Below are 15,595 nucleotides of genomic sequence, written 5' to 3' on the forward strand. Positions count from 1 at the left end.
GGGTGATATGTGTGAGTTGCTGGGCATGAGTGCCAATGTGCCGACCGATATTGTCTTCAGCTTCACGGGGTTGATGCAGCGTGGTGGGCGTACCGGTCCGCACCGCGATGGCTGGGGGATCGGCTTCTATGAGGGGCGTGGTCTGCGCATCTTCCAGGATCCGCGGGCCAGCAGTGAGTCGGAAGTGGCGCAGCTGGTGCAGCGTTATCCGATCAAGAGCGAGGTGGTGATCGGGCATATCCGCCAGGCGAATGTCGGGCAGGTCGAGCTGGCCAATACCCATCCGTTCGTGCGTGAGCTGTGGGGGCAGAACTGGTGCTTTGCGCATAACGGTCAACTGGCAGGATTTACACCCGCTGCAGGCTTTTATCACCCGGTCGGCGACACTGATAGTGAAGCGGCCTTTTGCGATCTGCTCAATCGGGTGCGCTCGACCTTCCGCGAGCCGCCCTTGATCGGGCAGCTGTTGCCGGTATTGATCGCCGCGTGCACCGATTACCGGCGTCTGGGTGTATTCAATGCCCTGCTCAGCAATGGCGAATGGCTGTTCAGCTTCTGCTCAACCAAGCTGGCTCACATCACGCGCCGCGCGCCCTTTGGCCCGGCGCAGCTCAAGGATGCGGAGGTGTGCGTGGACTTTCAGGCCGAGACAACTCCTAACGATGTGGTCACGGTGATTGCCACCGAACCGCTGACCGCCAATGAGCAGTGGACGACTTACACCTCGGGGGAGTGGAAGCTGTGGCGCGGTGGAGAGCTACAGGCGGCTGGCCGCGCCCTGGACTGCTGAGGCGTAGACGTAAGATCGTCGTATTTCCCAGCAGGGAATTTTGACCAGCTAGAAACGAAAAACCCGGCAAAGATGCCGGGTTTTTCACATTCGGGTCAGCGAATCAGCCGATGACCTGGATGTTGGAGGCTTGCTTGCCCTTCGGACCGGTGGTCACTTCGAAGGACACCTTCTGGTTTTCGGCCAGGGTCTTGAAGCCCTGAACGCGAATTTCCGAGAAGTGGGCGAACAGATCGTCACCGCCATCGTCCGGCTTGATGAAACCGAAGCCCTTGGTGTCGTTGAACCACTTAACAGTGCCAGTTGCCATTTCGTGCAATTCCTAGGTGTTGATGTGTAGCTGGGCCGAAACCCTTGAGTGTGGAACCAAGACATCGAGAATGACGGCACTGACCTGACGATACAGTGCGCTTAACGCTGACGTATTCCGCCTTGACCAACGGCTTCACTTTGCCCGTTCCGCTCGGGCATGGCAAACACTTTTTTGAGCCGCCGCCGCGGTTCGCCATGCCCCCTTTGTCACCGCTTATTGCTGCAGTTCCTGCTCACCGAACAGGCCATCGAACAGCATGGTGGACAGATAGCGCTCGCCGGAGTCAGGGAGGATCACCACGATGGTTTTACCCTGCATGGCCGGTTCCTCGGCGATGCGCACGGCCGCTGCCATGGCCGCCCCGCAGGAGATGCCGCAGAGTATGCCTTCCTCGCGCATCAGGCGCAGCGCCATGGCTTTGGCCTCTTCATCGCTGACCTGCTCGACGCGATCGACGACCGACAGATCAAGATTTTTCGGCACAAAGCCTGTCCCAATGCCCTGAATCTTGTGGGGCGCCGGCTTGACCTCACTCCCGGCCAGCGTCTGGCTGATCACCGGTGAACCGGATGGCTCCACGGCTACCGAGAGAATCGCCTTGCCGCAGGTCTGCTTGATATAGCGCGAGACGCCGCTGATGGTGCCGCCGGTACCCACGCCGGCCACCAGTACGTCGATGGCGCCATCGGTGTCATTCCAGATTTCCGGGCCGGTGGTCTGCTCATGAATCGCCGGGTTGGCCGGGTTCTCGAACTGCTGCAGCAGCAGATATTGCTCGGAATGCGCGTTGGCCAGCTCGATCGCCTTGTCGATGGCACCTTTCATGCCCTTGGCCGGCTCGGTCAGCACCAGTTCGGCACCGAGCGCCTTGAGCACCTTGCGCCGCTCAAGGCTCATCGAGGCTGGCATGGTCAGCACCAGCTTGTAGCCCTTGGCGGCGGCGACAAAGGCCAGCCCGATGCCCGTGTTGCCCGAGGTCGGCTCGACGAGGGTCATGCCCGGCTTGAGGCGGCCACTTTGTTCGGCGTCCCAGATCATGCTGGCACCAATGCGGCACTTGACCGAATAAGCCGGGTTGCGGCCCTCGTTCTTGGCCAGCAGGGTCACGCCGGCGGGGCCGAGGCGGTTGATGCGAATCAGTGGGGTATTGCCGATGGCTTGGGCGTTGTCTGCGTAGATGCGGCTCATCGTTAACCTTCTTGTAGGAGGGGAGTCAGATTGTCAAAGCCTATGGTGTCGGGGCCGGGAGCGTCCAGCACCGTGCGCCATTCGTCTGCTTGAAGACGGACAGATCGCCGTGTGGGCAGCGTTTCCAGCCAGTCGGCCGCAGGCTATAGTCGCCACTTTGTCTGCGGGCCGGCCGCTGAGCCGCTCCACCCTCTGAGGCCTTCGTGATGTCTACAACCCGCCGAGCGATGGACGCCCTGGCTGTCCAGTTGATGCTATTGCTCAGTGTGATCTGGGGGCTGCAGCAGATCAGCATCAAGCTGGCGGCCCCCGATATGGCGCCGCTGTTGCAGGTGGGGCTGCGCTCGCTGCTGGCGGTGCCGTTGGTGGTGCTGTTCATGCTCTGGCGTCGTCAGCCGTTTGCCTGGCGCGACGGCACATTGCGTGACGGGCTGGTGCTGGGGCTGCTGTTTGCCGTGGAGTTTCTCTGCGTGGCCGAGGGGCTGCGCTACAGCAGTGCAGCGCACATCGTCGTGTTGCTGTATACCGCGCCGATCTTTGCCGCGCTGGGGCTGCACCTGCTGCTGCCGGGCGAGCGGCTGCGCCCGCTGCAGTGGCTGGGCATTTTGCTGGCCTTTGCCGGCACGCTGCTGGCCTTTGCCCGCACGTTGCTGGACGGTGAAGCCTCAGCGGATATGTTGCTGGGGGACCTGTTCGGGCTGCTCTCGGGCTTGTTCTGGGCTGCGCTGATCGTTTGGGTACGCTGTAGCCGCCTGGCGGACGCACCGCCGGCCAAAGCGCTGCTGTTCCAATTGCTGGGCGCGGCGATTCTGCTACCGCTGGCTGCGCTGTTGTCCGGACAGGCCAGCACATTCAGTCTGACGCCGACAGTCATATGGGCGCTGTTGTTCCAGGGCGTTGTGGTGGCCTTTGCCAGTTACCTGGCCTGGTTCTGGTTGTTGCGCCAGTACAATGCCTCGCAGCTAGGGGCGTTTTCTTTCATGACGCCGCTGTTTGGTGTGCTGTTTGGGATCGGCTTGCTGGGCGAGCAGGTGGACGGCCTGTTCCTGGCGGGCGGCCTGTTGGTGCTGCTGGGGATCAGTTTGGTCAGCGCCCATGCCTGGTGGCGGCGTCTGCTGCTGTCGAGGGCGGGCTGATGGCGCGTCCACGCTGTGTGCGCTGCCAGCGCCCGCTGAGCCATTGTTTGTGTCCGCTCATCCCGCGCGTATCCAACCGTACCCGCGTGCTGGTGCTGCAACATCCGGATGAGGCTGGACATGCCCTCAATACCGCGCGTTTGGCCGTGCTGGGACTGGAAAAAGCCGAGCTGCGTTGTGCTGAACACTTTGAGACGCTGGCGCAGGAGCTGGCCGGGCAGTCGGTCGGCTTGTTGTTTCCGGGCGAGGGGGCGCAGCTAGTCAGCCCGGCAGGGGCAGATAACGCGCTGAGTCTGGACTGCCTGATCGTCCCGGATGGGACCTGGCGCAAGGCGCGGCGCCTGCTGTACTGCAATCCCTGGCTGGAGACCCTGCCGCGTCTGGCGCTGCCGTCCGGGCTGACCAGCCGCTATCGTCTGCGCAAGGCGCCGGGACCGGGAGCGCTCTCCACCATCGAGGCGATCGTGCAGTGTCTGAATGCGCTGGAGGGGGAGGGGCGCTTTGATCCCTTGCTGCGCCCGTTCGAGGCGTTGATCGACGCGCAGATCGCCGCGATGGGCGAGGAGACTTACCAGCGCAATCATCTCAAGGGGGCGGCGATCAGCTGCGATTGAGCGGCTGCTGAGGGCCCTGTACGGAGGGCCATCGCTGTGATGCCACATGCCACGCAGCGCTCGGGCGTGGCATGTGGCGCGTGGGCGATCAGTGGTTGCGCGGCTTGAGCAGGGCCGGTTTTTCTTCCGGCGCCTGGCAGAGCAGGAACAGCGCAGTGAGCAGCTCGGGGATCTGATCGACCATGCTGTCCACGAGGTCGCGGTCACGGGCGATTTCATCGAACTCGGGTTGCTCATCGAATAGCCCCGACCCCACCATGATCGGCAGCAACAGTTCGCTGACCTCATCCTCAGCGTCCTCAAACCAGACGCCCTCGCGCAAGAACACCCCTTCCATGAAGCCGATGCACCAGCCGCGCAGGTCGGATTCGTCAGGCTCATCGCCCAGGTCGAGGTCGCAAGGCAGCTCCATGTCCTCGTCGCTGGCCAGCTGGCGGGCGATGTGTGCCTTGAGCTGCAGCAGGGTACCCTCGATCTCGGTCTGCTCGCCCTCGCTACGGTAGTGCGGCGGCTCGGCGAACAGCGCATCGATCCACTCACGCTCCGGCACCGGATCAGGGCAGATGGACAGGGCGGTCAGATAGCCGTGGGCGGCCACATAGTCCAGGGCCTCCTCGTGCAGATCATCGGCATCGAGGAAGGCTTGCAGGCGGGACAGTTGCTCGGCGAAGGACATCAGGGCACCACTCTCGGGACAGATTCGTCGCCGATTGTAGACGAGGCTCCCGTGACTGTCAGGTGTGTGCGCCGCCAGCTCGGCGCCGAGGTGCGGGGCAGCGTGCGTGGCTGGCGTATAATCAGTTTCCCCAATGGAGGCCCCATGCTCGATTCCGCCCAGCGCATCCTCAAAGACGTTTTTGGCTATGACGCCTTTCGCGGCAACCAGGCCGCCATCATCGAGCGCGTGGCGGGTGGGGGCGATGCGCTGGTACTGATGCCGACCGGTGGCGGCAAGTCGCTGTGCTATCAGGTACCGGCGCTGCTGCGCGAGGGCGTGGCGGTGGTGGTTTCGCCGCTGATCGCGCTGATGGACGACCAGGTGGCGACGCTGGAGGAGCTGGGTGTCGCGGCTGTGGCGCTGAATTCGACCCAGAGCAGTGATGAGCAGCGCGAGATTGCCGAGCGACTGCGCAGTGGCGAAATCAAGCTGCTGTATCTGGCGCCCGAGCGGCTGGTGCAGCCGCGCATGCTGGCTTTTCTGCAGCGCTTGCCGGTCGCGCTGTTTGCCATCGATGAAGCGCATTGCGTGTCGCAGTGGGGGCATGATTTTCGGCCCGAATACCTGCAGCTGGGCCAGCTCGCCGAGCTGTTCCCGCAGGTGCCGCGCATCGCCCTGACTGCAACGGCCGACACGCGAACCCGTGAGGAGATTGCTCAGCGTCTGCATCTGGAGCAGGCTGAGCGCTTTTTATCCAGCTTTGATCGGCCGAATATCTTTTACCGCATCACCCCCAAGGATCAGCCGCGCAAGCAGTTGCTGCACTTTCTGGCTGATCGGCGCGGTGATGCGGGGATCGTCTACTGCATGTCGCGCAAGAAGGTTGAGGAAGTTGCCGAGTTTCTGGCGGCGCAGGGCTATCCGGCGTTGCCGTATCACGCCGGGCTGCCCAGCGAGGTGCGTGCGGCCAATCAGCGGCGCTTTCTCAATGAGGAAGGGCTGATCATGGTGGCAACCATTGCCTTTGGCATGGGGATCGACAAGCCGAATGTGCGCTTTGTGGCTCACCTGGATCTGCCCAAGTCGCTGGAAGCCTATTACCAGGAAACCGGCCGTGCAGGTCGGGACGGTCTGCCCTCCGAGGTCTGGATGGCCTATGGCCTGCAGGATGTGCTGTTTCTGCGGCAGATGCTGCAGAACTCCGAGGGCGATGAGCGTCACAAGCGGGTCGAGCGTCACAAGCTCGAGGCGATGCTGGCGCTCTGCGAGGAAACGCGCTGCCGCCGTCAGGCCTTGCTGGCGTATTTCGATGAAGAGCTGGCACAGCCCTGCGGGCATTGCGACAACTGCGTGGATGGCGTGGAGACCTGGGATGCCACTGAGGCGGCACGGCTGGCGCTTTCGGCAATCTACCGCAGCGGGCAGCGTTATGGCGTTGGGCATTTGATTGACCTGCTGCTGGGGCGCGAGACGGACAAGATCCGCACGCTGGGTCATCAGCACCTGTCGGTCTTTGGTAAGGGGCAGTTATTGGATGAGGCGGGCTGGCGCACCCTGTTCCGCCAGTTGGTCGCGCGTGGGCTGGCGGATGTCGATCTGGATGGCTATGGCGGGCTGCGCCTCACCGATGCCTGTCGCCCCTTGCTGCGTGGAGAGGTTGCCCTTGAGCTGCGCCGTGACCTCAAGGCACCCCGCGCTGCGCGTGGCAGTCACGCCCCCAGTCAGGCCAGCCAGTTGGTGCGCAGTGACGAGCGGCCACTATGGGAGGCGCTGCGCACCCTCCGGCGCAAGCTGGCCGAGGAGCACAGCGTGCCGCCCTATGTAATTTTCCCGGATGCGACGCTCTTGGAGATGCTGCGCAGTCAGCCGTGCTCGCTGAGCGATATGGCGCGGGTCAGCGGGATCGGAGCGCGCAAGCTGGAGCGTTATGGGCAGGCCTTTCTGGATGTGTTGACCGATAGCCCGCAGGCGCCTGCTGCGCCGGTGGCTGATCTGCGCCATGAGTTGGTCAGTCTGGCGCGGGCCGGGATGACCCCGACGCAGATTGCCCGCCAGCTCGATTGCAGCGAGAAAAACGTCTACAGCTTGCTGGCCGAGAGCATCGCTCGTCAGCAGTTGACCCTTGAGGAGGCACTGGATCTGCCCGAGGCATTGCTCGGTGAGATCCATGATGCCTTCCTGGAGGGTGACGGTGAGCTGCCGCCGGTGGCCGCCGTCGCCCAGCTATTCGAAGGTCGGGTGCCGGGCGGTGTGCTGTATTGCGTGCGTGCGGCGCTGGAGGCTGAGCTGGGCGGTTGAGCGGGGCGCTCAATGACTCACAGGCCTTGGGGCAGTTCCTCGCCGCCGAGCGCTTCGATCAGCTGCGGCAGGAACTCGGCGAAGGTCAGCATCATCAGCGTGAAGCTGGCATCCTGCCAGGCGAGATCGTCGTCGCCGCCTTCCTGGCTGGCCTGCTCTTGCAGCAGATCCTCGAAGCGCAGGCGCTTGAGCGTGAGCTTGTCATCGATCAGCAGCGAGAGCTTGTCGGTCCAGGCGAGTGCCAGCTTGCTGACCACCTTGCCGGCCGCCAAGTGCTGCTGGATTTCTTCGCTGCCCAGATCCTGACGCTTGCAGCGCACCGTGCCACCGTCTTCGTGGGTATCACGCAGTTCGCACTCATCAAGCAGGTGCAAACCATGGCTGGCCTGTTGGTTCTTCAGCCAGTCGGTGAAGGTGGCCATCGGAGCGACCTTGACGGCCAGGGGGCGTACCGGCAGGCTGCCCAGGCATTCGCGCAGGGTGGAGAGCAGCTCTTCGGCCTTTTTCGGGCTGCTGGCGTCTACCAGCACCAGACCAAGCTGCGGAGCGATGGCGGCGCGAGTGATCTGGCGACGGATGAACGCGCGGGGCAGCAGGCTCTGCACGATCTCATCCTTGAGTTCGTCGCGCTCCTTGCGGTACACCTTGCGCATCTGTTGGGCTTCGATTTCATCGATTTTTTCGGCCAGGGCATCGCGTACGACGCTGCCGGGGAGGATGCGTTCTTCCTTGCGCGCGGCGATCAGGTGGAAATCCTGGCTGGCATGCACCAGCGGTGCATCGGTGCCCTTGCCCAGTGCTGCGACAAAGCCATACGTGGATAATTCCTGGCTGGCGCAGGGGCGTGCCAGCTTGGTGGCCAGGGCACTCTCCAGACGCTCGGCATCCAGTTGCAGATCCTGGGTCAGGCGATAGACGAGCAGGTTACGAAACCACATGGCAGCGGGGACTCCTTGAGTAAAGGTGCGCATTATTCCTGCTTGGCGGGCGTGCAGCCACCATGCGGCATAACCAGTATTTGCCGGCTTTGAATTTTTTTAAAAAAACGCTTGCCAGCTGAAAGGCAGCTCCCTAGAATGCGCACCACTTCGAGAGCAAACGCAAACAAGCGAATGCAAGCGAGGGTGGTTAGCTCAGCTGGGAGAGCATCTGCCTTACAAGCAGAGGGTCGGCGGTTCGATCCCGTCACCACCCACCAACTCGAGGTTAAGCGCGGCGGTAGTTCAGTCGGTTAGAATACCGGCCTGTCACGCCGGGGGTCGCGGGTTCGAGTCCCGTCCGCCGCGCCATTTTATGACCCAAAGTGATAAAGAACCCTAAAAGCCTGATATGCAGAAATGCAATCAGGCTTTTTGCGCTTCAGAGGCTTGCTACCGCTTGGCGTAGCCGCACCCTGTGCCGGCCTGATAAGCTCTGGCGCTCAGTCGGGCTGCTCGCTGCGGCACAGGAACTCTAAGGAAAAGGCATGAAATATCATCGTTTGGCTGCTGCGGTGGCCCTGGTTGGTCTGACCCTGGCCGGCTGCGATTCGCAGACTGCAAAAACCGAAGTTGCGCTGGAGTCACCAGCCCAAAAGGCCTCATACGGCATCGGCCTGAACATGGGGCGCAGTCTGGCGGGTGAGGGCATGGAAGATCTCAGTGCGGCGGCGGTTGCGCTGGGGATTGAGGATGCCTTGGCCAAGAAAGAGCAGCGCTTGACCGATGAGCAGCTGATGGAGGCCTTTACCTTCCTGCAGGATCGTGCCGAAGAGCGCATGGCGGCCATCAATGACAAGAACGCGGAAGACGGTCGCAAGTTCCTCGAAGAAAACGGCAAGCGTGACGGTGTGATCACCACAGAGTCCGGGCTGCAGTACGAAGTGCTGAAGAAAGCCAGCGGTGCACGTCCGAAGGCGGATGACGTGGTCTCGGTGCACTATGAGGGTACGCTGATCGATGGCGCGGTATTTGATAGCTCGATCAAGCGTGGCTCGCCGGTTGATCTGCCGGTATCGGGCGTGATTCCGGGTTGGGTCGAGGGCTTGCAACTGATGCAGGTGGGTGAGAAGTACAAGTTCTTCATTCCCAGCGACCTGGCGTATGGTCTTCAGAGCCCGAGCCCGATGATCCCTGCCAATTCGGTATTGATCTTCGAGTTGGAGCTTCTGGAAATTCGTTCGCAGGATGCAGGCGCTGCTGCAGAGTAAGCGCGCTCGCTGCCGGCTAACCTGCAACGCCCCGCTTTGTGCGGGGCGTTGTTGTTTCTGGGGGCGGCGTGGTGGTGGGAGATTGGGAGGATCGTGCAGTCGGCAAAAATAGCAGGCAAAAAAAGAGGCGACTTGCGTCGCCCCAATACAGTGTGAAATCGGTAGTTTAGAGTTTAGCGGCCGCGCTGCTGAAGGGCAGCGATGCGATCTTCAAGGGGTGGATGGCTCATCAGCAAGCCAGCCAAGCCATTCTTCAGGCCGCCATTGATGCCGAAGGCCGTCATGCTGGAGGGCATCTGTACCGGCAGACCCTGTTCGGCGCGCAGGCGCTGCAGCGCCGCGATCATGGCGGCGGTGCCCGCAAGATCGGCACCTGCGGCATCGGCCTTGTATTCACGCAGGCGCGAGAACCACATGACAATGATGCTGGCGAGAATGCCCAGTACCAGTTCGGCGAAGATGGTAGCGACAAAGTAGCCAATACCATTGCCTTCCTCATTCTTGAGCACGACCTTGTCCACGAAATTGCCGAAGATCCGCGCAAAGAACATCACGAAAGTGTTCACCACGCCCTGGATCAGGCTGAGCGTGACCATATCGCCATTGGCAACGTGACCGATCTCGTGAGCCAGGACGGCGCGTACCTCATCGGGGGAGAAACGCTCGAGTAATCCCTGGCTGACGGCAACCAGCGCATCGTTTTTGTTCCAGCCGGTGGCAAAGGCGTTGGCCTCATAGGCCGGGAAGATGCCGACCTCTGGCATCTTGATGCCTGCATCACGCGACAGCTGCTCGACCGTCTGCAGCAGCCATTGTTCATGACGCGTGCGTGGCTGGCTGATGATCTCGGTACCGGTACTCATCTTGGCCATCCACTTGGAGATGAACAGCGAGACCAGCGAGCCGGAAAAGCCGAATACGGCGCAGTAAATCAGCAAGCTGCCGTAATTCTGTCCGGTAAAGCGATCCACACCCAGCACCTTGAGGGTGATGCTGGCGATGATCAGCACGGCCAGGTTGGTGGCCAGGAACAACAGGATGCGCATCATGATAGGAACCGTCTCCTTGCGGCGGATTCGCAGAGTGTATGTGCGGCTGTATAAGTGACGCCTCGGTGCAGTTCAACTGGGGCGCTATTTCAAACTGTGTCGCTGTTGGCAGCCGGCGACCGGGAGGCGGGATGCAGCGGCAGCACCGGCGTTACCCACCGATGCTGCCGCGCGAGGTTTTACTGGCGGTAGCCTTTGAGGAAGTTGCCGATGCGACCAATCGCCTGCTCCAGGTCGTCGACGCGCGGCAGGGTCACGACGCGGAAGTGGTCCGGGCGTGGCCAGTTGAACGCGGTGCCCTGAACAATCAGCAGTTTCTCGGACAGCAGCAGATCCAGGACGAATTTCTCATCGTTGTGGATCGGGCAGACCTTGGGGTCGATTTTCGGGAAGGCGTACAGCGCACCCATTGGCTTGACGCAGCTGATGCCCGGGATGTCGTTGAGCAGCTCCCAGGTACGGTTGCGCTGTTCCAGCAGGCGTCCGCCCGGCAGTACCAAGTCATTGATGCTCTGATAGCCGCCCAGCGCCGTCTGGATGGCATGCTGGGCCGGTACGTTGGCGCACAGGCGCATGTTGGCGAGGATGTCCAGGCCTTCGATGTAGCTGCTGGCTTTGTGCTTGGGACCGGAAATCGCTACCCAGCCGGAGCGAAAGCCAGCCACGCGATACGATTTGGATAGTCCGTTGAAGGTCAGGCACAGCACATCCGGCGCCAGCGAGGCGGTGCAGATGTGCTGGGCATCGTCATAGAGGATCTTGTCGTAGATCTCGTCGGAGAAAATCACCAGGTTGTGCTGGCGAGCGACTTCGATGATCTGCTCCAGCACCTCGCGGGGGTACACGGCGCCGGTCGGGTTGTTGGGGTTGATCAGCAGGATTGCCCGGGTATTGCGGGTCACCTTGGCCTTGATATCGTCGATGTCCGGATACCAGTTGGCCTGCTCATCACACAGATAGTGCACCGGCTTGCCGCCGGCCAGAGCGGTTGCGGCGGTCCAAAGCGGGTAGTCGGGGGCCGGAATCAGCACCTCGTCGCCGTTGTTGAGCAGCGCCTGCAGGGCCATCACGATCAGTTCGGACACCCCGTTACCGAGGTAGATGTCCTCGATGCCGATGCCCTCGACCTGCTTCTGCTGGTAGTACTGCATGACGGCCTTGCGAGCGCTGAACAGGCCCTTGGAGTCGCTGTAGCCTTGAGCCGTCGGCAGGTTGCGGATCACATCTTGGAGAATTTCCTCGGGGGCCTCAAAACCGAACGGTGCCGGGTTGCCGATGTTCAGCTTGAGGATGCGGTGGCCTTCTTCTTCAAGGCGTTTGGCGTGCTTGAGCACTGGCCCGCGGATGTCATAGCAGACGTTGGCGAGCTTGTTGGATTTGCTGACCTGCATGATGGAATCCCGTATAACCAGTGCCCGCATCAGGGCGTGTCAGGGGCGTTGCCGGGCATGACCTGTTGCGCGCAAGGTGCGCTGCAGGCGGTCTGCGCCGGTAGCTTGGCAGTCCCGGATGCGGGTGACAGACTGAAAGGCGAGCATCATACGACTGCCCTGTCTGTGGAGAAAGGGAAGGGGCAGGCTTTTTTTCCGGTGGAGGTTTTTGGATGGACAAGGTGGAGAAATCGCTGGATCAGTGGCGCGAGACATTGTCGGAGAGCCAGTTCCAGATCTGCCGGCTTAAAGGCACCGAGCGTGCCTTTACCGGCGAGTACTACCGCTGCGAGACGCCGGGCCTGTATCACTGTACCTGCTGCGGTGCGGCGCTGTTTGATTCGTCGGCCAAGTACGATTCCGGTAGCGGCTGGCCCAGCTATTTCCAGCCGGTATCGGCCGAGGCGCTGCGCTGTGAGGAGGACTTCAGCCATGGCATGCACCGGATCGAGGTGCTGTGTGCCCGCTGCGATGCCCACCTCGGCCATGTCTTCCCGGACGGGCCGGAGCCGACGGGGCTGCGTTACTGCATCAATTCGGCGGCGCTGCGTCTGGAGCCGCGCGCGTGAGCGGGGCAGAGTGGCTGGTGGCCAACGGATTGGAGAGCCTGCTGCAGCGTGCCGAGCAGGTGTTGGAGCGGCTGGAGCCCTGGCTGCCGGAACCTGTGGCGGAGATCGACTGGAGCCGCTGTCCGGCGGCGCGCTGGCAGCGTAGTGGAAGCCAGGGCGTTTTGCGGGCATTGCAGGTGCGGCTGGATCTGCGCCTGGAGGATTTGCTGGGCGTTGATCGCCAGCGCACGCTGCTGGAGCGCAATACGCGCCAGTTCGTCGCCTGCCTGCCCGCCAATCATGCGCTGTTATGGGGGGCTCGCGGTACCGGAAAGTCTTCGCTGGTGCGTGCGCTGCTGGCGGCCCATGCGTCGGATGGCTTGCGTCTGATCGAGATTGAGCGGGACGATTTGGCGGATTTGCCGCGGGTGGTGGAAGCGCTGGCCGGGCGGCCCGAGCGCTTCGTGCTGTTCTGTGATGATCTGTCGTTCGAGGCGGGCGAAGGCGATTATCGCGTACTCAAGAGCGTGCTGGATGGTTCGCTCGAGCAGGCGCCGGACAATGTGCTGCTGTATGCCACCTCCAATCGGCGTCATCTGATGCCGGAGCGCTTGAGCGACAATCTGGGCTGGCAGCAGGTCGATGGCGAGGTGCATCCCTCCGAAGCGGTCGAGGACAAGGTGGCCTTGTCGGATCGCTTTGGTCTGTGGCTGTCGTTCTATCCATTCACGCAAGGAGAATACTTGCAGGTGGTCCGGCATTGGATCGAGGTGCTGGCAGCGGGCTGTGAGCTGAGCTGGACCTGGAGTGATGAGCTGGAGCGCGAGGCGATCCGCTGGGCGCAAGGGCGTGGCAACCGCAACGGGCGTTGTGCTTACCAATTTGCCCGTCAGTGGGTGGGGCAGGCCTTGCTGGTGAGTTGAGGGCAAAGTGCCGGGAGAGCTTCACCTAACAGGTGATCTCTCCCGGCACATTCTGGCGATGGCGTCTCAGTGGCTGGTCTTGGCGCGCTCCAGCAGTTTGGCCAGCATCTCGCGCTCGGCCGGCACAACCGCCTGGACGCTGTCGCGCTGGCAGAGGCGCGCATACAGGTCCGCGAGATTGGGCCAGCGTGCGGCGTCTACTGCTTCACCTGCATGCGCCAGGTTGATCAGTTGGCAGCCGATCGCCAGGTCAGCCACGCTCAGCTGGTTGCCGACGAAGAATGGCTGGCCTGCCAGTGTTTTCTCCAGATAGTCAAAGTGCCGGGGCAGGCGCTCGCTCAGTGCGCGCTGCACGGTGTCTTCATCGCAGGGCTTGCCCATGGTTGGGTTGAGGGCGCGATTGACGAAGACGCCGAAGGTGGCATCGGGAGCCAGTTCGTAATCAGCATACTTCTCCAGCCAGCGGATCCGCGCGCGATCGGCGGCATTCTGGCCATACAGCGCTGTGGTCTGCGGGTACTGCTCTTCAATGTACTGGGCGATCACGCTGGAGTCGGCCAGGGCGAAGTCGCCATCCTTGAAGCCTGGAATGCGCCCCAGCGGGCTGATGTCATAGAACCATTCCGGCTGGTTGCGCGGCGCAATAATCTGCAGTGTGTAGTCGAGGCCCTTTTCGGCCAGCAGCAGGCGTACCTTGCGGACGAAGGGAGAGAGTGAGGCGCCGTAGACGATCATCAGTTTTGCGCGAGAAACCTCGGTCTTCAGACCGGGGAGGGATAGCGCGGCGCTCGCGGAGCGCCCCTGTTCTCGCTGCCTCCTTTTAGTGGTTGCTACCTTTACATTCGCTTGGTTATTTTGCGGAACATGACGAAACGCGCCTATAAATTCCGCTTCTACCCGACGCCCGAGCAGGCTGACCTGCTGGTGCGGACGTTCGGTTGCGTGCGCTTCGTCTACAACTCTGTGCTGCGCTGGCGCACCGATACCTTCTTCAAGGAACAGCAGAAGATCAGCTACACCCAGGCCAGCGCACGCCTGACCGCGATCAAGAAGGAACCGGATCTGGCCTTCCTGAACGAAGTCTCGTGTGTGCCGCTCCAGCAGTGCCTTCGTCACCAGCAGGCCGCCTTCAAGAACTTCTTTGAAGGTCGGGCCAAGTACCCGGCGTTCAAGAAGAAACGCCATCGGCAGTCGGCTGAGTTCACGACTTCGGCCTTCAAATACCGCGACGGGCAGCTGTTCCTGGCCAAGTGTGCCGAGCCACTGGCGATCCGCTGGAGTCGGGCGCTTCCTTCTGACCCTTCCACCGTTACCGTGTCTCGGGATGCCGTCGGTCGCTACTTTGTATCCTGCCTGTGCGAGTTCAACACCGAAACCCTGCCCGTCACGCCGAAGATGATGGGCCTTGATCTGGGCCTGAAAGACCTGTTCGTCACCAGCGAGGGTGAACGGATCGGCAATCCCCGCCATACCGCGAAATACGCTGCCAAGCTGGCTCTGGCGCAGCGCCGGCTGAGCAAGAAAAAGCTCGGCTCCGCCAACCGCGCCAAGGCCCGGAAGAAGGTGGCGCGCATTCACGCCAAAATCGCCGATTGCCGTATGGACAGCTTGCACAAGCTGTCCCGCAGACTGATTAACGAGAACCAAGTGGTCTGCACCGAATCCCTCGCCGTGAAGAACCTGATCCGCAACCCGACGCTGAGCAAGGCGATTGCCGACGCCGGCTGGGGCGAGCTGACCCGCCAGTTGGCGTACAAGGGCGCTTGGTCCGGGAGGCAGGTGGTCGCCATCGACCGCTGGTATCCCAGTTCCAAACGCTGCTCCTGTTGCGGGTATACGCTGGACATTTTGCCGCTCAACCTGCGCACCTGGGCTTGCCCGGAATGCGGAGCCGAGCATGACCGCGACGTGAATGCTGCGCTCAATATCAAAGCCGCCGGGCTGGCGGTGTTAGCCCTTGGAGAGAACGTAAGTGGCATCGGTCCAGTACCGTTGTCCTGATCTCGATAAATTGGGAACCTCCGTCCTTCAGGGCGGAGAGCAGTCAAGGAAAGTCCCTATGCAGGTATATGGGGTTGAGGGCTCGACGGTTATAGCAATGTCAGTGGGGCTCGCCAAGCCCCTATAGCCGCGCATATCGCATGCAAACCGTTGGGATGTGAAAAAAACGTCAGCGGGGTTGACGGAGTTCGGGGCGATTCATAGAATGCGCGCACTTTCAGCGACAGACGGTCATACGCAAGTAACCAAGTCGTTAAAAGTTTGGAGTGTGGCAGTCTAAAGCTGTTGTAAGTTCCAGGCCGCGTCCCCTTCGTCTAGTGGCCTAGGACACCGCCCTTTCACGGCGGTAACAGGGGTTCGAGTCCCCTAGGGGACGCCACTTAAGCGGGAATAGCTCAGTTGGTAGAGCACGACCTTGCCAAGGTCGGGGTCGCGAGTTCGAGTCTCGTTTCCCGCTCC

15 protein-coding genes and 4 tRNA genes are annotated in these 15,595 nt (G+C 61.9%); 12 read left to right on the plus strand and 7 right to left on the minus strand.

Features of this window, described 5'->3' with window-relative positions:
• Nucleotides 1–7: 7 nt before the first annotated feature.
• Nucleotides 8–790 carry a class II glutamine amidotransferase gene (locus MXC11_RS07885; protein ID WP_250007363.1) on the plus strand — a complete coding sequence of 261 codons (783 nt, stop codon included), beginning with the start codon at nt 8–10 and terminating at the stop codon, nt 788–790.
• A 103-nt stretch (nt 791–893) separates the two neighbouring features.
• Here the strand turns inward: MXC11_RS07885 and MXC11_RS07890 are convergent, their stop codons facing one another.
• Together MXC11_RS07890 and cysK are read right to left on the minus strand one after the other, a co-directional pair.
• Nucleotides 894–1,100, minus strand: coding sequence for a cold-shock protein (locus tag MXC11_RS07890; protein WP_090348816.1), 207 nt, complete (start codon nt 1,098–1,100; stop codon nt 894–896).
• A gap of 216 nt (nt 1,101–1,316) precedes the next feature.
• On the minus strand, nt 1,317–2,291 hold the full coding sequence (gene cysK, locus MXC11_RS07895) for a cysteine synthase A (protein WP_250007365.1): 975 nt from the start codon (nt 2,289–2,291) through the stop codon (nt 1,317–1,319).
• Between the two features lie 206 nt (nt 2,292–2,497).
• Between cysK and MXC11_RS07900 the strand changes: the two genes are divergently transcribed.
• Both MXC11_RS07900 and MXC11_RS07905 read left to right on the plus strand, forming a co-directional pair.
• On the plus strand, nt 2,498–3,427 hold the full coding sequence (locus MXC11_RS07900; RefSeq protein WP_250007367.1) for a DMT family transporter: 930 nt from the start codon (nt 2,498–2,500) through the stop codon (nt 3,425–3,427).
• Entirely contained in the window at nt 3,427–4,041 is a 615-nt protein-coding gene (locus MXC11_RS07905) for a tRNA-uridine aminocarboxypropyltransferase (protein ID WP_250007372.1), read from the plus strand. The genes MXC11_RS07900 and MXC11_RS07905 overlap by 1 nt, the downstream gene beginning before the upstream one ends.
• Before the next feature lie 88 nt (nt 4,042–4,129).
• Here the strand turns inward: MXC11_RS07905 and MXC11_RS07910 are convergent, their stop codons facing one another.
• Nucleotides 4,130–4,717, minus strand: coding sequence for a UPF0149 family protein (locus MXC11_RS07910; protein ID WP_250007376.1), 588 nt, complete (start codon nt 4,715–4,717; stop codon nt 4,130–4,132).
• Nucleotides 4,718–4,861: 144 nt separating this feature from the next.
• Between MXC11_RS07910 and recQ the strand changes: the two genes are divergently transcribed.
• A complete protein-coding gene (recQ, locus tag MXC11_RS07915; RefSeq protein ID WP_250007381.1) occupies nt 4,862–6,997 on the plus strand; it encodes a DNA helicase RecQ in 2,136 nt (711 codons plus the stop codon).
• 17 nt (nt 6,998–7,014) lie between these two features.
• On the opposite strand, the gene rdgC is transcribed toward recQ, so the two are convergent.
• Nucleotides 7,015–7,935, minus strand: coding sequence for a recombination-associated protein RdgC (gene rdgC, locus MXC11_RS07920; RefSeq protein WP_250007386.1), 921 nt, complete (start codon nt 7,933–7,935; stop codon nt 7,015–7,017).
• Between the two features lie 184 nt (nt 7,936–8,119).
• Between rdgC and MXC11_RS07925 the strand changes: the two genes are divergently transcribed.
• The 3 genes from MXC11_RS07925 (at nt 8,120) to MXC11_RS07935 (ending at nt 9,185) form a co-directional block, all read left to right on the plus strand.
• Nucleotides 8,120–8,195 (plus strand) — tRNA-Val (locus tag MXC11_RS07925).
• Nucleotides 8,196–8,209: 14 nt separating this feature from the next.
• Nucleotides 8,210–8,286, plus strand: a tRNA-Asp gene (locus MXC11_RS07930).
• Between the two features lie 176 nt (nt 8,287–8,462).
• Entirely contained in the window at nt 8,463–9,185 is a 723-nt protein-coding gene (locus MXC11_RS07935; RefSeq protein ID WP_250007391.1) for an FKBP-type peptidyl-prolyl cis-trans isomerase, read from the plus strand.
• A gap of 173 nt (nt 9,186–9,358) precedes the next feature.
• Here MXC11_RS07935 and htpX read toward each other — a convergent pair whose 3' ends face one another.
• Both htpX and MXC11_RS07945 read right to left on the minus strand, forming a co-directional pair.
• Nucleotides 9,359–10,234, minus strand: a complete 876-nt coding sequence (gene htpX, locus MXC11_RS07940) for a protease HtpX (RefSeq protein ID WP_250007396.1) — start codon at nt 10,232–10,234, stop codon at nt 9,359–9,361.
• Nucleotides 10,235–10,413: 179 nt separating this feature from the next.
• Entirely contained in the window at nt 10,414–11,625 is a 1,212-nt protein-coding gene (locus MXC11_RS07945) for a pyridoxal phosphate-dependent aminotransferase (protein WP_250007401.1), read from the minus strand.
• 212 nt (nt 11,626–11,837) lie between these two features.
• Here MXC11_RS07945 and msrB point away from each other — a divergent pair, with 212 nt between their 5' ends.
• A complete protein-coding gene (gene msrB, locus MXC11_RS07950) occupies nt 11,838–12,233 on the plus strand; it encodes a peptide-methionine (R)-S-oxide reductase MsrB (RefSeq protein WP_250007407.1) in 396 nt (131 codons plus the stop codon).
• A gap of 17 nt (nt 12,234–12,250) precedes the next feature.
• Nucleotides 12,251–13,135, plus strand: a complete 885-nt coding sequence (locus MXC11_RS07955; RefSeq protein WP_250007429.1) for an ATP-binding protein — start codon at nt 12,251–12,253, stop codon at nt 13,133–13,135.
• Nucleotides 13,136–13,201: 66 nt separating this feature from the next.
• On the opposite strand, the gene MXC11_RS07960 is transcribed toward MXC11_RS07955, so the two are convergent.
• Entirely contained in the window at nt 13,202–13,870 is a 669-nt protein-coding gene (locus tag MXC11_RS07960; protein ID WP_250007413.1) for a glutathione S-transferase family protein, read from the minus strand.
• A gap of 129 nt (nt 13,871–13,999) precedes the next feature.
• Between MXC11_RS07960 and MXC11_RS07965 the strand changes: the two genes are divergently transcribed.
• From MXC11_RS07965 to MXC11_RS07975, 3 genes are all read left to right on the plus strand, one after another.
• A complete protein-coding gene (locus MXC11_RS07965; RefSeq protein WP_250007418.1) occupies nt 14,000–15,136 on the plus strand; it encodes an RNA-guided endonuclease InsQ/TnpB family protein in 1,137 nt (378 codons plus the stop codon).
• 303 nt (nt 15,137–15,439) lie between these two features.
• A tRNA-Glu gene (locus tag MXC11_RS07970) sits at nt 15,440–15,515 on the plus strand.
• A gap of 5 nt (nt 15,516–15,520) precedes the next feature.
• A tRNA-Gly gene (locus MXC11_RS07975) sits at nt 15,521–15,593 on the plus strand.
• Nucleotides 15,594–15,595 lie beyond the last annotated feature (2 nt).

This window comes from Pseudomonas eutrophicaquae (assembly GCF_023544715.1).
Lineage (GTDB): Bacteria > Pseudomonadota > Gammaproteobacteria > Pseudomonadales > Pseudomonadaceae > Geopseudomonas.

Coding starts and splice junctions, on each gene's coding strand:
- MXC11_RS07885 (WP_250007363.1), top strand. CDS start 8: ATGTGTGAGTTGCTGGGCATGAGTGCCAATGTGCCGACCGATATTGTC.
- MXC11_RS07890 (WP_090348816.1), bottom strand. CDS start 1,100: ATGGCAACTGGCACTGTTAAGTGGTTCAACGACACCAAGGGCTTCGGT.
- cysK (WP_250007365.1), bottom strand. CDS start 2,291: ATGAGCCGCATCTACGCAGACAACGCCCAAGCCATCGGCAATACCCCA.
- MXC11_RS07900 (WP_250007367.1), top strand. CDS start 2,498: ATGTCTACAACCCGCCGAGCGATGGACGCCCTGGCTGTCCAGTTGATG.
- MXC11_RS07905 (WP_250007372.1), top strand. CDS start 3,427: ATGGCGCGTCCACGCTGTGTGCGCTGCCAGCGCCCGCTGAGCCATTGT.
- MXC11_RS07910 (WP_250007376.1), bottom strand. CDS start 4,717: ATGTCCTTCGCCGAGCAACTGTCCCGCCTGCAAGCCTTCCTCGATGCC.
- recQ (WP_250007381.1), top strand. CDS start 4,862: ATGCTCGATTCCGCCCAGCGCATCCTCAAAGACGTTTTTGGCTATGAC.
- rdgC (WP_250007386.1), bottom strand. CDS start 7,935: ATGTGGTTTCGTAACCTGCTCGTCTATCGCCTGACCCAGGATCTGCAA.
- MXC11_RS07935 (WP_250007391.1), top strand. CDS start 8,463: ATGAAATATCATCGTTTGGCTGCTGCGGTGGCCCTGGTTGGTCTGACC.
- htpX (WP_250007396.1), bottom strand. CDS start 10,234: ATGATGCGCATCCTGTTGTTCCTGGCCACCAACCTGGCCGTGCTGATC.
- MXC11_RS07945 (WP_250007401.1), bottom strand. CDS start 11,625: ATGCAGGTCAGCAAATCCAACAAGCTCGCCAACGTCTGCTATGACATC.
- msrB (WP_250007407.1), top strand. CDS start 11,838: ATGGACAAGGTGGAGAAATCGCTGGATCAGTGGCGCGAGACATTGTCG.
- MXC11_RS07960 (WP_250007413.1), bottom strand. CDS start 13,870: ATGATCGTCTACGGCGCCTCACTCTCTCCCTTCGTCCGCAAGGTACGC.
- MXC11_RS07965 (WP_250007418.1), top strand. CDS start 14,000: ATGACGAAACGCGCCTATAAATTCCGCTTCTACCCGACGCCCGAGCAG.